Source organism: Vibrio sp. TRT 29B02 (assembly GCF_050113655.1).
In the GTDB taxonomy this organism is placed as follows: Bacteria; Pseudomonadota; Gammaproteobacteria; order Enterobacterales; family Vibrionaceae; genus Vibrio.
Map to the genome: position 1 here is coordinate 105930 of NZ_JBNJOJ010000006.1, position 16039 is coordinate 121968.

The following is a 16039-nucleotide window of genomic DNA, read 5'->3' on the forward strand; positions in this document are numbered from 1 at the left end:
CCTAGTATTTCTGTGGAACGAAGGTTTGCTCTTCAAGTGGAGCTCGAATATAGCCTTCTTTGTTGAGTTCTGGTAGTTCGACTTTTGGGTAGGAAATTTCCTGATACTCAATTTGTTCAAGCAAGTGGCTGATACAGTTAAGTCGCGCTCGCTTCTTATCATCTGAAGGGACTACCCACCAAGGGCACTGCTTGGTATCAGTGTAAGCGAACATCTGATCCTTTGCTTCTGAATACTCTGCCCATCGATTGCGAGACTCGAGATCCATTGGACTAAATTTCCAGCGTTTGATAGGCGTATTTATACGTCCTAAAAAGCGTTTCTCTTGCTCTTCATCGGAAACAGAGAACCAGTATTTGAGTAGAATAATGCCCGAACGTTGCAGCATGCGTTCAAACTCAGGGCAAGATCTTAGAAACTCTTCATACTGCTCGGGAGTACAAAACCCCATCACCTTTTCAACCCCCGCTCGGTTGTACCAGCTTCGATCAAACAGAGTGATTTCGCCTGCCGCTGGCAGATGGGCAACGTAGCGTTGAAAATACCACTGAGTTTTTTCCTTTTCTGTAGGGGCCGGTAGGGCGACAACCCGACATACCCTAGGATTGAGTTTCTCAGTGATGCGTTTTATCACGCCGCCTTTCCCTGCAGCATCTCGACCTTCAAAGATAACCACGACCTTGAGTCCTTCCTGCTTAACCCACTCTTGCAGTTTGACTAACTCGATTTGCAATCGTTGAAGTTCGTTCTCGTAGTATTTTTTAGTTAGTTTACCGTCGCCCATAATGCACTCCTTTGTTATCAAAAGGTTAGCATTAGTTTTATCTGGATGAGAGTGATATGGCTAAGAACTGAGAACTTTCACTACCTTTTCAATAGCTTCGCTACTTGTGACGGGAATAAGGTAATCATCGGTATCTTGATTGCCCATTTTGGTCTGATTGTTCTGGGTTTGCATTTTGCTAGGGCGAGTCGCTTTTCCGGATAGGTGGACTTCTCTAACTCGGGTTTGCATTACGATGGATTGCGCATTTTCTGCGTTTAGCCCAGCGCCAGCCATGATGGAAATACGCCCATCAGCCAGGGTTACCATCTGTTTTAAAACGTCGATTCCAAGTTCGGCATTGGCTGCCAAACCTGAGGTGAGAATACGTTCACAGCCTAGTGAAACAATGTCTTCTATCGCTTGTTGCCAATCAACGCATTGGTCGATAGCACGATGGAAAGTGATTCCGAGCCCATAGATTTTCGCTTTGTCGGTTAATTGCTGAGCCGCGAGCATATCGATCTTGCCTTCAGGAGTTAGGACTCCAAGAACCACTCCTTGTAATCCTGCTTCTGCGGCGGCTTCGATATCCAGCAACATAGAGTCAATATCATCTTGCTCGTAAACAAAGTCTCCTTGTCGAGGGCGAATCATAGCGTAAACCGGAATCGAGGCTATTTGAGCCGCTTTATTCATCAGGCCGAAACTAGGCGTGAGACCACCCAAAGCGAGTGATGAGCAGAGCTCAATGCGGGTAGCACCGCCATTGATGGCGTAATGGAGGGATTCTAAATTATCAATGCAGACTTCGATATGGTATTTCATGGCTGTTGCTCATTTGGAAAGGTAAGGTCATTTTAGCAGTGCCATTGCAACATATTAGGGTAAACGTGGAAGTTTTTACTTCCCCTTAAAAAACAAAACCCCAGCTTGAGGCTGAGGTTTCAAATCGGAATTGCTTGGTTACGCTGCGTCGTCTTGCGCTTCTTCGCTATCTTCAACAGCTTCAATCTTTTTTGATTGCTTTGGTGTTGGTTTACGCTTTGCACCAAGTGCATAGAGCACTTCTTCTTTGTTTTGTGCTAGGAACATGGCCAAGTCTTCTTGCTTGCCATCATCTTCTAGCAGTTCACTTTTACCCAATAGCTCAAAAAGCTCATCAGCCATATCGAGCATCTTGTCATATGCGTCAGCTTCCGCTTTAGAGGTAAAAGTCATTTTCTCTTCTCCGTTGCGTTCTACCACGTACTTGACGATTACAGCCATGGTTGGTCCTCTAACTCAAATTATTGAAAATATTTACTGTCTGTTTATACAGTTTTTAACCGATTAAGTCTAGGTTACTGACCAATTCTGAGATCCAAGTGGCTAGTCTTTGCGCCATTGATGACAATACTCAATAAAGGTTTTCAGCAGGGGACTTTGGTATTTTTCTTTGTGAACCAGTAGCCAGAAGCGGCGCTTCATATCGAGAGGTAACTGGAGTTCCACCACGCGACCATCTTTTAATGCTGGCTCTGCAGCCAGTTTGGAGAGGCAACCTAATCCCAATCCAGCAGAGACGCTATTGATCAAGGCTTCTGTGGTGTTGAGTTGGAATGATTCCTGCCAATGTTCAATTCTTGGGGCGATGGCTCGTAGAAAAAACTCACGGGAACCGGATCCTGGCTCGCGTAGGATCCAATGGCTATTCTCTAGCTCACCAACGGTAATGACTCCTTGCTGTGCAAAAGGCATATTCGGTGCACAAATGACGCACATTTCATCGTCGCTGAACTGAGTTGAAATTAACTGAGGATGCAGTGTTTTCCCTTCAATCAGTGCCAGATCGAGTTCATAGTCGACCAGTTTTTCACAGATGAGTGCTGAGTTGGAGATAAATAGGCTTTGTGCAAGGTGATGGGTTTCGCGGCGAAAGTCGCTGAGTAGATACGGGGCAAGTTGGTTGCCTATGGTGTCACTGGCTCCAATTCTTAATTGGCCTGACAATGCCTGATTATTATCGAACAGCTGTTCAATATCTTGCGCACGCTCAATGATTTCATCCGCTAAAGGCAGTAGTTTCTGCCCCTCTTGATTGAGGATAAGTCGATTATTTACTCGATCAAATAGTGAATGACCGATCTGTTTTTCAAGTTCAGAGAGTGCCATGCTTACGGCCGCTTTAGACAAAAACAGCGCTTCAGATGCTGCCGTCAGGGTGTCATGCTGAGTGATGGCGATGAAGACCTTTAGTTGTTTCAGAGAGATGTTAGCGGCCATAATTTTGTGTTTAGTTTATCTGAACGTGTGTTCTAAATAATTAGATAGTTTCGAACATTTGGCAAGCGTAAACTGACCTCGAATTAAAGAGATTGTGAGGCAAGAATGATTAAAGCAGCAAAAGCAAAAGTGATGGGTGCGCCTACTCCTATGGCGGGCTTAGCTCTAGGGATTGCCAGTTTAGGTTGGTGTTGGGAAAATGCCGCCCCTTTTAACGGTTACGCGCAGTGGTCTGGAGCCTTAATTGCCAGCGTATTGTTGTTGGTCCTCGCGGTAAAATTCTTGTTTCATCGCCACCTATTACGTGAAGATCTTGCTCACCCAGTTGTGGGCAGTGTGGTACCTACCTTCGCGATGGCGACTATGGTGGTATCGAACTCTTTGGGGCATTTTATTCCACTAGCGGGCGACATGTTATGGCTATTTGCAGTAGGGCTACATATCGTGTTTCTTACCAGCTTTGCTTACCATCGCATGCAGGATTTTGAGCTTCACCATATGGTACCAAGCTGGTTCGTTCCACCCGTGGGAATCATCGTTGCTGATGTCTCTTTTTCGGGCAATCCAGCATTGACTCAAATTGCTATGGGTGCGCTTATCTTTGGTATGTTGGCATATGCGATTATGCTACCTCTAATGATCTATCGTTTGATGTTCACGCATGAAATTCCTGATGCTGCGAAACCAACCATGGCGATTATGGCAGCACCTGCCAGCCTTTCACTTGCGGGTTACTTGACGGTCACGGCTGAGCCATCACCCGTTATCATTGGTCTTTTGTTTGGTATTGCAGTCTTGATGACAGCGATTATCTATCTGGCATTTATCAAACTACTTAGACTGCCATTTAGTCCAGGTTATGCCGCGTTCACCTTCCCAATGGTGATTGGTTCTACCGCTCTATTTAAACTCAGTGTGTGGATGGAGAGCGTCGGTATCGCCAGTGAGTATGTTGCCCAAATTCACTGGCTTGCGGGTTTAGAGCTGGTGGTTGCAACAGTTGTCGTTGGCTATGTTGCACTAAGATACCTCGCTTTCTACAAACCAGTGAGTCACGCATTAGGTTTGGTCTCCCACTGATTAACGTACTCCTTGCTCTCTTAGCCGCTTATACAAAGTATTGCGGCTAATGTTCAAATCCTTAGCGGTCGCAGAGACATTGCGACCGTTTTGTTCATAAACCGCCATCCAATCTTCGCTGATTATGGTTTCTTGGCTGCGACTAGAAGGCAGACCGATGTGATGGTCTGGTGGAGAAAATACTTCGGGCTGAGACGGTTGCAAATCTTGTAAGAAATCATCAGGAAGATGTTCTACGCTAATGGTTTCATCGCCAGCCATCGCCAGCGCAATCTGAATGACACTAACCATCTGGCGAATATTTCCTGGCCAAGGGTGGGATTTGAACATCGACAACACTTCGAGACTGATGTTAGGTGCCTCACCATCTAGGGCGTATTTAGCCAGTAAAAACTTCACTAGGGCTTCTTTGTCTGTTCGCTCTCTTAGTGAAGGCAATGAGAGGTTCAATCCGGTGACTCGGTAGTAGAGATCTTGTCGGAAAGTGCCTCTTTCAACATCTTGTTTGAGGTTGCGGTTAGTGGCAGAGACCAGTTTGAAGTCGACAGGATAAGAGGTCGTAGAACCAAGAGGTGTTACCTTACGCTCTTGAAGAACCCGCAACAGGCGCGCCTGAACATTCATAGGCATATCGCCCAACTCATCTAAAAACAGTGTCCCTTTATCCGCTTTGCGGATCAGGCCTATATAGCCCTTATTGTTCGCTCCCGTGAAGGCGCCTTTCTCATAGCCAAACAGTTCTGATTCGACTAACTCGGCAGGAATTGCGGCACAGTTAACTGCAATCATCGGAGCATGTTTACGTTCGCTGGATAAGTGAAGCGCATTGACGAATACTTCTTTGCCGACGCCCGTTTCGCCATGAATCAAGATAGGGATGTCGGTATTGAGAATACGGCTCGATTGAGCGATGGCTTTCGCCAGCCTTGGATCGCCCATGTTGAGTCGCTCTAAGTCTAGAGGTGCTTTGGCGTTTTTAAGATCGCTTTTGGCAGCCGATTTACGATAATCGAGTTGACGTCCTTTAGGCACTTTAGGCGGTGTAATAATGCCAAAAAAGCTAAAGCGAGAGTGGGTTGTGATTGCTGCTGGATTAAAAGGCGGGTGGGATAGTAACTGCTCCAGTCTTATATCAAAGATCTGATCTAAACGCTGAAGTGCCAGATCTTGCCCTAAGACCACTTCGGCTCGACGGTTGGCAGAAATGATCACACCTTGTTCATTGAACACCAAGAGGGAAGACCACTGGCTATCAATATTTTCCGCTGAAGTGTTAAACCACAAAAGATAGTGTTCTGCTTGAAACTTGGACGCAATTAGTTGATTTTCAATCGCCTGTGACATCAGCTTTACCATACCTAGAGTGTGAGCGGTTGGCATGTAGGCGTCACTGGATATCGAGAGCACTCCGGCCATTTTTCTGTCTGCATCAAATAATGGGGCAGCGGAGCCCGTCATAAAGCGGTTAGACGTTAAGAAGTGTTCATCGTGAAACACTTGAACAATGGAACCTGTCTCTAGTGCTGTACCAATTGCGTTGGTGCCAATCAGGTTTTCCTGCCAGTTAACGCCATTCTGAAAGACTTGAGGCTGCCGTTGCGAGAAGAAACGCTGTTCACCCCAACTGTTCAACACTTGTCCATTGGTGTTCGCTAATGTGATCAGGCAGTTGCTGTTGGCGAGTAAGCTGTCATAGAAGGGCAATACCTTTTGCTGGGTAGTGGTTAATAGCCCTGAATGCTCTTCAAGGGTATGGCTAAAGGCCTGACCGGTCTCCATTTCAATTATTGGATGACTATTGTGAACGAGCCCCGCCTCCCGGCACCTTTGCCAGGATCGCTCAATCATAGATAGATGTGTTTTGTCCATAGTCTTGACCACTTGCAGCGTTAAATTGGCCTGAATTAAGTCATTATTCTAATTGTTCGTATGTGAACGTTAATGATCACAAACGCTCATCTAACATATCACTTCCATGAACACATTGAACATCAACTGAACACATTTTATTAACAAATGTTACAGGGGTCTCATATGCGAAATTGCTAATAAACCAAGTGCCTTACTGACTTGTTCATCAAAATATCTTTATGTTTAAAGGGCTGTAAGACGATATGTGAATTTTTTGTTGCTTATTTGTTTAAGTTGGCACGACTCTCGCTGTAGTGAGCAATATCGAAAAAGATTGTTGTTCGAATGGTAAGGAGTTTTTAGTGTCATTAACACTTGAGCAGGTAAGCAAATATGTTGACGGAGATATGCATATCTCTGATGTCAACCTCACTTTTGAGCCGGGCTCGTTTAACGTGTTGCTCGGACGTACGTTAGCGGGTAAGACCTCTTTAATGAGGCTCATTGCAGGGCTGGATCGTCCGACTTCTGGGAAGATTTTAGTCAATGGTATTGATGTGACGGGCGTGTCGGTACGCGACCGTAACATCTCAATGGTTTACCAACAGTTTATTAATTATCCCAACCTGACTGTGTTTGAGAACGTGGCTTCGCCTCTAAGACTTGCAGGGATGGCAGATAAAGAGATTCAGGAACGCGTTTATGCGACAGCAGAAATGTTGCGCATAACTGAACACTTAAACAAGTACCCACTAGAGCTATCAGGTGGTCAGCAACAGCGTACGGCTATGGCAAGAGCTTTGGTAAAAGATGCAGAGATCATTCTGTTCGATGAGCCATTAGTAAATCTTGACTACAAATTGCGTGAAGAGTTACGTCAGGAGATGCGCGAGCTATTTCAGACCAGACATACGATTGCTATCTACGCGACGACCGAACCGAACGAGGCACTAGCACTAGGAGGTACGACGACCATTCTTCATGAAGGAAAAGTGATTCAGTCTGGTCCAACCGCTTCTGTTTACCATCACCCAGACAATGTGGACTCCGCGACCCTATTTAGTGAACCGCCGATCAATCTTATTGCTGGGGAAATAACCTCGAACGAAGTGACGTTCGATCAAAGTGCACATTTCCCGTTAAATCAGTCACTAAGTAAATTGGAAATGGGTCATTACCAGTTTGGGATTCGGCCAAGTCATCTGAGCTTGCTGCCTAAAAATGATGATGATGTTGAGCTCACCGTTCAGGTTGAAGTGGCGGAAATCAGTGGCTCTGAAACCTTCCTTCACGTGCGCAACGTTCATCTCGATATGGTACTGCATTTACCGGGCGTTCATAGCTACGACGTTGATGAGACGATCAAAATCTACATTCCAATCCACAAATTTTATGTCTTCGGTATGGATAACAATCTCATCCATGCCCCGATTCGTGATGTTAGGGGATAGCGTTCATGGTTCAAATTACACTTAATTCACTGGCTCACACCTATGATAAGAAGCCCACGTCTTCTTCGACTTATGCCATCAAAGAGATGAACCATGTTTGGAAACAAGGAGGAGCCTACGCGTTACTAGGGCCTTCTGGTTGTGGTAAATCCACTTTGCTCAACATCATTTCTGGCTTAATGAGCCCATCTCAAGGGGATGTGATGTTTGATGATGTGAGGGTGAACGAACTTCGTCCTCAAGATCGCAATATTGCTCAGGTTTTTCAGTTTCCGGTGATTTACGACACCATGACGGTGTACGACAACCTTGCATTCCCACTGCGCAATATGAAGGTTCATAAAGCCAAAATACATTCCAAGGTGACTGAAATCGCAGAGATTCTGGAGCTGACTAATGTGTTGTCTAAAAAAGCCCAGCATCTCACGGCGGATGAAAAACAGAAAGTCTCTATGGGGCGTGGTTTAGTTCGAGATGATGTTTCGGCGATTCTGTTTGATGAACCGTTAACGGTTATCGATCCACAACTGAAATGGAAGCTGCGCCGCAAGCTCAAACAGATTCATCAGCAGTTCAATATCACCATGGTCTACGTGACTCATGACCAACTTGAGGCGTCCACTTTCGCTGATGAAATTGCCGTGATGTACAACGGTCAGATTGTTCAGTTTGGAACGCCGCGTGAGTTGTTTGAACGACCAAATCACACCTTCGTTGGTTACTTCATTGGTAGCCCGGGGATGAACTTAATGGAAGTCACTCCAACGGGAAATGGCGTTCGGTTTGATGATGTAGAAGTGCCACTATCTGAATCTTACCGCCACGCTATCTCTCAGGCAGGGAGCGATAACATCAAAATCGGCATTCGACCTGAGTTTGTCCACGTATGGGAGAAAGGTAATGAGTCGGCGTTGAGCTGTGAAGTGCTCCATGTCGAAGATCTTGGTACCTACAAAATCGTCACCTTGCAATTGGGTTCTAAGCAGATCAAAGCACGCTTACAAGAAGATCAGCCAGTGCCTGATAAACACGCTTATATCAGCTTCCCAGAGCAATGGACCATGCTGTATGTCGATGAATTTTTAGTCAATGTAGGGGAAGAGTAATGGATAAGGTTTCAAACAATAAAGCATGGTTTCTTGTCCTGCCAGTGTTTGCGCTGGTGGCTTTCAGTGCCATTGTTCCTCTTATGACCGTAGTGAACTACTCGCTACAAGATATCTTTGACGCCAATACGGCTTATTTCGTCGGCACGGAGTGGTATCGTGAGATTCTCAATGATGAAAGGTTGCACGGTGCACTTTTGCGCCAGTTTGGATTCACTTTTACCATTCTGCTCATCGAAGTACCGCTAGGTATCATCGTTGCTTTGACCATGCCAACCAAAGGTCGCTGGTCTGCTTTTTGCTTAATTGTGCTGGCCATTCCTCTGCTGATCCCGCTTAACGTGGTAGGGACCATTTGGCAGATCTTTGGCCGTGCAGACATCGGTCTGTTTGGTTGGGCTCTCAATGGTATGGGGGTGGATTACAACTACGCAGGCAATCCAATTGATGCGTGGTTGACCGTGATTCTGATGGATGTCTGGCACTGGACTTCATTGATAGCACTCCTGTGTTATTCGGGGCTGCGCGCGATTCCGGATGCGTACTATCAAGCTGCGAATATCGACCGAGCCTCGACATGGTCAATCATCCGTTACATTCAGCTACCTAAGTTAAAGAGCGTTCTTCTGATCGGCATTCTGATCCGATTTATGGACAGCTTCATGATTTACACCGAACCGTTTGTTTTAACTGGCGGTGGCCCTGGTAACTCAACCACATTCCTCAGTCAGACACTCACCAAAATGGCGATTGGTCAGTTTGATATTGGTCCGGCTGCGGCATTCTCGATCATCTACTTCCTGATCATCCTATTGGTGAGCTGGGTGTTCTACACCGCAATGACGCACGGTGAAAGCAAGTAAGGAAACAACAATGGCGATGACAAAATCAACATACACCCGATACACACAGATCGTCGGGCTAGCGTTCTACATCATCTGTTTGATGCTGCCAATTTACTGGCTGCTCAACATGTCTTTTAAAGAAAACCAAGAGATATTAGGAAGCCTGAGCTTCTTTCCTGAGAACTGGACGTTTAAGAACTATCAGACCATTTTCTCCGACTCTAGTTGGTATATGGGGTACGTCAACTCGATCATCTATGTAGTGATGAATATGGTTATTACCTTAACGGTTGCGTTGCCTGCTGCTTATGCGTTCTCTCGTTTTAAGTTCGTCGGTGATAAGCACCTGTTCTTCTGGCTGTTAACCAACCGTATGGCACCACCAGCCGTGTTCTTGCTGCCATTCTTCCAGCTTTACTCTTCGGTTGGTTTATTTGACACCCATATTGCGGTCGCATTGGCGCACTGTCTGTTCAATGTGCCTCTTGCGGTATGGATTCTGGAAGGTTTTATGTCGAGTGTTCCCCGCGAAATCGATGAGACCGCTTACATTGATGGTTACAGCTTTCCTAAGTTCTTCATCAAAATCTTTTTGCCGATGATCCGTTCGGGGATTGGGGTCTCGGCTTTTTTCTGCTTCATGTTCAGTTGGGTCGAGCTGTTGCTTGCTCGTACGCTGACATCCGTAGAGGCCAAGCCAATTTCAGCTGTTATGACTCGAACCGTGAGCGCGTCGGGTATTGACTGGGGTGTGTTGGCTGCGGCTGGGGTACTGACCATCTTACCGGGTATTTTGGTTATCTGGTTCGTTAGAAATCATGTCGCGAAAGGCTTCGCGTTAGGTCGAGTATAAGGAGAAACATTATGGCTTGGATGGCATGGACTACACCTTCAGCACTGTTCTTCCTAGGAATAGCTCTGATCTTGCTCACGATGACGGTTCGAGAAATTCGTACACCATGTATTGAGCGCAAAGGATTCCTTCCGATCACAACCACTCGTGGTGATCGGCTGTTTATCGGTTTATTAAGCTCCGCTTTTATCCACTTGGGATTTATTGGGTTTACTGAACTGACAATTTGGGTGCCATTTACGATCTGCGTAGTTTGGCTGGGTACGGTTTTGAAATGGGGATAACAACAACTGACTGACATGTGCTCCTGACCAAGCTGACAGTAAGCCATAGTCATAGGGTCATGAGCGTAATCAATAACGTAAGAGACAGAATACTCATAACTGGAGTTACACTAGAATGAAAAAGGATATCAAAAAGTCTTACCTTGCACGTAGTTTGGCGCTGACATTTGCGCTTGCTGCAATCTCTCCTGCTGCATTAGCTGATATAGCAGCAGCGAAAAAGTGGATGAGTGAAGAGTTTACTCCTTCGACACTGTCGAAAGAGGAACAAACGCAAGAGATGCAGTGGTTCATTGATGCTGCTAAGCCTTTCCAAGGTATGGAAATTAATGTTGCCTCTGAAACCATCACAACGCACGAGTACGAAGCGAAAGTTTTGGCGAAAGCATTTTATGAAATTACCGGAATTAAGGTGAATCATGACCTAATTCAAGAAGGTGACGTCGTTGAGAAACTACAAACTCAGATGCAGACTGGCCGTAACATCTATGATGGCTACATTAACGATTCCGACTTAATTGGTACTCACGTTCGTTACGGAAAAGTTGTACCTATTTCAGACTTCATTGCTGGTGAAGGAAAAAGCGTTACTAACCCATATTTGGATTTGCCTGATTTTATTGGTTTGGATTTCACAACGGGGCCTGACGGTAAATTGTATCAACTTCCTGATCAGCAGTTTGCGAACTTATACTGGTTCCGTGCGGACTGGTTTGAGCGCGAAGATCTAAAAGCCAAGTTTAAAAAAGAGTACGGCTATGAACTCGGTGTTCCATTGAACTGGTCTGCGTATGAAGATATTGCAGAGTTCTTCACCGATAAAGTGAAGACTATCGATGGTGAGCCTGTGTACGGACACATGGATTACGGTAAGAAAGATCCTTCTCTAGGTTGGCGTTTCACTGACTCATGGTTCTCAATGGCTGGTGCTGGCGATAAGGGTATTCCAAATGGTCTACCGGTTGACGAGTGGGGCATTCGTATTGAAGGCTGTAAACCAGTCGGTTCAGATGTCGCTCGTGGCGGTGCAACCAATGGCCCAGCCGCAGTGTATGCGACAACCAAATACGTAGACTGGCTCAAGCAGTACGCACCACCAGAAGCTCAGGGCATGACGTTTGGTGAAGCAGGTCCAGTTCCGGCGCAAGGTTCCATTGCTCAGCAAATCTTCTGGTACACCGCTTTTACTGCTGACATGACCAAACCTGGACTACCGGTCGTGAATGAAGATGGTACGCCAAAATGGCGTATGGCACCTTCTCCACGTGGTCCTTACTGGGAAGAAGGCATGAAGCTGGGTTATCAGGATGCAGGTTCTTGGACATTCCTAAACAGCACACCACTTGACCGCCGTCAGGCAGCGTGGTTATACGCTCAGTTTGTGGTATCGAAATCAGTGAGTTTGAAGAAAACGCTGGTTGGTTTGACTCCAATTCGTGAATCAGACATCAACTCTGATGCTATGACAGAAGTTGCGCCGAAACTCGGCGGTTTGGTTGAGTTTTACCGCAGTGATGCACGTAAGCAGTGGACGCCAACGGGAACCAACGTTCCTGACTATCCGAAGCTAGCACAGCTATGGTGGCAATACGTTTCTGAAGCGGCAAGTGGCGAGAAAACGCCTCAGGAAGCATTGGATGGTCTAGCGCAAGCACAAGACCGTGTACTACAGCGTCTAGAGCGTAGTGGTGCACAAGGTGAGTGTGGTCCGAAACTGAATGAGAAGAAAGATCCACAGTACTGGTTGTCGCAACCTGGTGCGCCTAAAGCCAAGCTGGCCAATGAAAAGCCACAAGGCAAAACGATCGCTTACAAAGATCTCATCGCTCAATAATTAGCTCTCTAACAATGAGTTGATAATTTCTCCCTCCTACCCGCTCTTGTCTGTCTAAGGCTTGAGCGGGTATTTTGATTCGAGCCAAATCATACGCTTATAACACTCTCGAAATTTAGCTGCATGTGCTAGTCTCACCCTAGTTGCGGCATTAATAGTGTGAGTGTGTTTTGTTTACTGTCTACCATTCCAATCAAGTGGATATATTAAAATCCTTACTTGTCGAGCTTGTACGGCTTAACCCTTTGTCAAACCCATTTGAGCAAGAGCAGATCTTAGTTCAGAGCCCGGGGATGTCTCAGTGGCTAAAGATGGAGCTAGCCAAGGAGTTTGGAGTGGCAGCGAACATCGAGTTCCCTCTGCCAGCTACTTTTATTTGGAATATGTTTACTCAGGTTCTACCTGACGTACCCAAACGCAGTGCATTTAACAAAGAGTCAATGACTTGGAAATTGATGCTGATTTTGCCTGAGTTACTCGGGCGCGAGGAGTTTGAACCACTCAAACACTATTTAGAGCAAGATGATGACAAATCTAAGCTCTATCAGTTGTCTGAAAAAATAGCCGATATTTTTGATGGCTATCTCGTCTATCGTCCAGAATGGATAGCCGCTTGGGAGGCTGGGCAGACGGTGTTTGAACTCGAGGACGAACATCCGTGGCAGCCTATCCTATGGCAGGCACTTTATGATCATACGGTCGCTCTTGGTCAGTCGCCTTACCATCGTGCCAATCTTTATGAGCACTTTATTGATACCTTAGAGAGCAGCCAGGCGAGTTTTGATCATCTGCCAAAACGCTTATTTGTGTTTGGTATCACTTCTTTGCCTCCGCGCTATATGGATGCGTTAAAAGCTATTGGTGAGCATATCGACGTTCATCTGATGTTTACCAATCCTTGTCGTTACTATTGGGGAGAAGTGCGAGATAGAAAATTCCTTGCTCGTTTAGCGGCTAAGCATCGTAAGCATGTGGTATGGAATCAGGATCACTCAGAACAGCATGGCGAAAGCGAACAGTTAAAAGGCGGTCTAGAAGAGAACGTCATCGACGAACTGCATACCGACGCGGTTGGCAATAGCCTGTTGGCTTCTATGGGTAAGTTGGGGCGCGATAACATGTATTTGTTGTCACAGCTTGAATCGAACGAGATCGAAGCTTTTGTTGATATCGAACGAGATAGTCTACTTCACCATCTACAAGCGGATATTCTCAATCTGGAAGAACACCAGAATGACCAGCAACTAGAGACCAGTACACACAAGCAAGTCATCGTTTTGGAAGATAAGTCGCTGACCTTGCATGCTTGTCATAGCCCGATGCGTGAGGTAGAAGTGCTTCATGACCAGCTATTAGCGATGTTCGATTCAGATCCGGCGCTCAAACCACGCGATATTATTGTTATGGTGTCGGACATTAATGCCTATAGCCCTGCGATACAGGCGGTATTTGGGAATGCTCCGGGCGAACGATTTATTCCTTACTCAATATCCGACCGAACCGCAGATCAAGAAAGTCCTATCCTTAATGCCTTTATGCAGTTGGTTAACTTACCGAATACTCGTTGTTTGGCGTCAGAGCTGTTGGAATTACTCGAAACTCCAGCAGTACTAGCACGATTTGAATTAAGCGAAGATGAGTTTATTTTAGCTAAGCAGTGGGTTGAGGAATCAGGTATTCGTTGGGGATTGAACGCCTCAACGAGTGAGGAATTTGAATTGCCGGCAACCGAACAAAATACATGGCAATTCGGCATTGAGCGTATGTTACTTGGTTACGCGATGCCAAATAGCGCTGGTTTGTTTGAATCTCAATCAGGAACGATCGCCCCTTATAATGAAGTTCAGGGCATGGGGGCCGAGCTAGCGGGTAAGCTGGCGCACTTTATTGAAACCATCAGCGATTATCGCCAACAACTGCAACTCACCCAGTCAATTGATCGCTGGCGTGAAGTCCTCACCTTATTGCTCGATGATTTTTTCTTGGTCGAGTTGGAAGGTGAGGCAGCATTGAAATCGATTCGAGATACTTTGGCCAATCTTAAAGAGCAACTTACTGATGCCGCCTTTGAGCAAACCTTAGCACCAGCGATCGTGGCTCAGTATCTACACAATAAACTCGCAGGGACGAGAGTCAGTCAGCGCTTCTTAGCTGGACAAGTCAATTTTTGTACCTTGATGCCGATGCGCTCAATTCCATTTAAGGTTGTCTGTTTGTTGGGGATGAATGATGGCGTTTATCCTCGTTCAATGCCCGCAGAAGGTTTCGATCTAATGAATGGTCGAACCAAACCTGGCGATCGTTCTCGTCGTGACGATGACCGCTATTTGTTCCTTGAAGCAATGCTTTCAGCGCAGCAAACGCTTTACATTAGCTACGTTGGCCGTTCGATTCAGGACAATACTGAGCGCGTTCCGTCGGTATTGGTGTCTGAGTTAACGGAATATTGTCAACAAAACTATTGCTTGGAGGGCGATGAGTCGTTGCCTAGTGATGCGTCTGGAGATGGGTTACTTCGTCGGTTGATTCATCGCCATTCTATGGTGCCATTTAGTGCCAGTGCATTTGTCGGTCAACAGCCAAGCTATGCCAAAGAGTGGCTGCCCGCTGCAAATAGACAAGGTCAAAGCGGTGGTGAGTTTAACCGTCAGCTTGAGGATTATCTGCTCGATGCCACTTATCCGTTGGAATTGGATTTGGTTGAGTTGCAGCGTTTTTGGCGTTTACCTGTTCAGTATTTTTTCAATCGCCGTTTGAAAGTAATATTTGAACCGCCACTGCCTGTTATGGAAGATGACGAGCCTTTCGTACTGAATGGTCTGCAAAGCTATCAGATGCGTGATGGTCTGCTCGATAGTTTGCTTAAACACCGACTTGCAGGTGAACAAGATTCACAAACCGTTATAAACCGCTTTGTTGAACAACAACGTGCTCAAGGTAAGCTGCCAGTAGGTGCGTTTGGTGATATTGAATTTGAAACCAATCGCGTTCAGGCTGAAGAATTGGTCGAGAAATTAACTTTCTTATGTGGTGCTGAACATGAGGATTTGGAAATCAAGCTCAGCTTCGATGTGCTGGGAGAGGATAAACTTGTCAACCTTACTGGCTGGCTGACCCAACACTATCAATCTGGATTGATCCGCTACCGTAGTGGAAGCATTCGTGCTCAAGACTACCTAGCCGCGTGGATTGATCATCTCTCAATGTCAGCGATGGGTATTAATAAGCCCACTCACATGATTGGCTACGATCGTAAAGAGGGCGTGGTTCATCTGGTTTACCCAGCCGTCAATGATTCGACATATGCTAAGTCACTGTTAGCTGAATTGATCCGTCTGTTCTATCAGGGTATGACGCAGCCGTTGTGCTATTTCCCTAAAACCGCCTTAGCGTGTGTTGAAGCGGGTTTTAGCCGTGGTAATTGGGTAGACGATGAAGAGAAGTCGCTGAAAAAAATGGCGGAAACATTTAATGACAGCTTTATGGCTGCTGGTGAAGGTAATAATCCTTATATCGCGCGAGTTTGGCCGAACTGGAGTGACGAGCTGGCAGCACAAGTACGAATGATGAGTGCATTGGTGCTTCAGGCTCCGCGCTTAACCGCAAAAAATCGTGAAGATGTTGAGTGATTGATAGTATGAGGAAAGTAGGTGGCCGCCAGTAAATCATTATTGTGTAGGGCGTTCGCTGTACGGCCACAGGTCAGA

General features: G+C 46.1%; 13 protein-coding genes. 8 read left to right on the top strand and 5 right to left on the bottom strand.

Annotated features, from left to right (window positions below; genetic code table 11):
• Position 1 precedes the first annotated feature (1 nt).
• The 4 genes from ppk2 to ACQEXT_RS05725 all read right to left on the bottom strand — a co-directional run bounded on the left by ppk2 (position 2) and on the right by ACQEXT_RS05725 (position 3028).
• Positions 2-784, bottom strand: coding sequence for a polyphosphate kinase 2 (gene ppk2, locus ACQEXT_RS05710; RefSeq protein WP_426951010.1), 783 nt, complete (start codon positions 782-784; stop codon positions 2-4).
• A 60-nt stretch (positions 785-844) separates the two neighbouring features.
• Positions 845-1591 carry a copper homeostasis protein CutC gene (locus ACQEXT_RS05715; protein ID WP_426951012.1) on the bottom strand — a complete coding sequence of 249 codons (747 nt, stop codon included), beginning with the start codon at positions 1589-1591 and terminating at the stop codon, positions 845-847.
• A gap of 138 nt (positions 1592-1729) precedes the next feature.
• Positions 1730-2032: a YebG family protein gene (locus ACQEXT_RS05720; protein ID WP_331426669.1), complete on the bottom strand. Its 303-nt coding sequence runs from the start codon at positions 2030-2032 to the stop codon at positions 1730-1732.
• Between the two features lie 102 nt (positions 2033-2134).
• Positions 2135-3028: a LysR family transcriptional regulator gene (locus tag ACQEXT_RS05725; protein WP_331416522.1), complete on the bottom strand. Its 894-nt coding sequence runs from the start codon at positions 3026-3028 to the stop codon at positions 2135-2137.
• Between the two features lie 105 nt (positions 3029-3133).
• Between ACQEXT_RS05725 and ACQEXT_RS05730 the strand changes: the two genes are divergently transcribed.
• Entirely contained in the window at positions 3134-4108 is a 975-nt protein-coding gene (locus tag ACQEXT_RS05730) for a TDT family transporter (RefSeq protein WP_426951014.1), read from the top strand.
• Here the strand turns inward: ACQEXT_RS05730 and ACQEXT_RS05735 are convergent, their stop codons facing one another.
• Positions 4109-5977 (bottom strand): sigma-54-dependent Fis family transcriptional regulator, encoded by a 1869-nt coding sequence (locus tag ACQEXT_RS05735; protein ID WP_426951016.1) that lies wholly within the window; start codon positions 5975-5977, stop codon positions 4109-4111.
• 344 nt (positions 5978-6321) lie between these two features.
• Between ACQEXT_RS05735 and ACQEXT_RS05740 the strand changes: the two genes are divergently transcribed.
• The 7 genes from ACQEXT_RS05740 (at position 6322) to recC (ending at position 15961) form a co-directional block, all read left to right on the top strand.
• The gene (locus tag ACQEXT_RS05740; protein WP_426951018.1) at positions 6322-7410 is read left to right on the top strand and encodes an ABC transporter ATP-binding protein; all 1089 of its coding nucleotides are present in this window, start codon (positions 6322-6324) and stop codon (positions 7408-7410) included.
• A 5-nt stretch (positions 7411-7415) separates the two neighbouring features.
• The gene (locus tag ACQEXT_RS05745) at positions 7416-8516 is read left to right on the top strand and encodes an ABC transporter ATP-binding protein (protein WP_426951020.1); all 1101 of its coding nucleotides are present in this window, start codon (positions 7416-7418) and stop codon (positions 8514-8516) included.
• Positions 8516-9379 carry a carbohydrate ABC transporter permease gene (locus tag ACQEXT_RS05750; protein ID WP_138970481.1) on the top strand — a complete coding sequence of 288 codons (864 nt, stop codon included), beginning with the start codon at positions 8516-8518 and terminating at the stop codon, positions 9377-9379. The genes ACQEXT_RS05745 and ACQEXT_RS05750 overlap by 1 nt, the downstream gene beginning before the upstream one ends.
• A 16-nt stretch (positions 9380-9395) precedes the next feature.
• Positions 9396-10214 carry a carbohydrate ABC transporter permease gene (locus ACQEXT_RS05755; RefSeq protein ID WP_138970507.1) on the top strand — a complete coding sequence of 273 codons (819 nt, stop codon included), beginning with the start codon at positions 9396-9398 and terminating at the stop codon, positions 10212-10214.
• A gap of 11 nt (positions 10215-10225) precedes the next feature.
• Positions 10226-10498: a DUF2160 domain-containing protein gene (locus ACQEXT_RS05760; RefSeq protein ID WP_138970482.1), complete on the top strand. Its 273-nt coding sequence runs from the start codon at positions 10226-10228 to the stop codon at positions 10496-10498.
• Between the two features lie 115 nt (positions 10499-10613).
• Positions 10614-12332 carry an extracellular solute-binding protein gene (locus tag ACQEXT_RS05765; RefSeq protein ID WP_138970483.1) on the top strand — a complete coding sequence of 573 codons (1719 nt, stop codon included), beginning with the start codon at positions 10614-10616 and terminating at the stop codon, positions 12330-12332.
• Between the two features lie 170 nt (positions 12333-12502).
• Positions 12503-15961, top strand: a complete 3459-nt coding sequence (gene recC / locus ACQEXT_RS05770; protein ID WP_426951023.1) for an exodeoxyribonuclease V subunit gamma — start codon at positions 12503-12505, stop codon at positions 15959-15961.
• Positions 15962-16039: the final 78 nt, after the last annotated feature.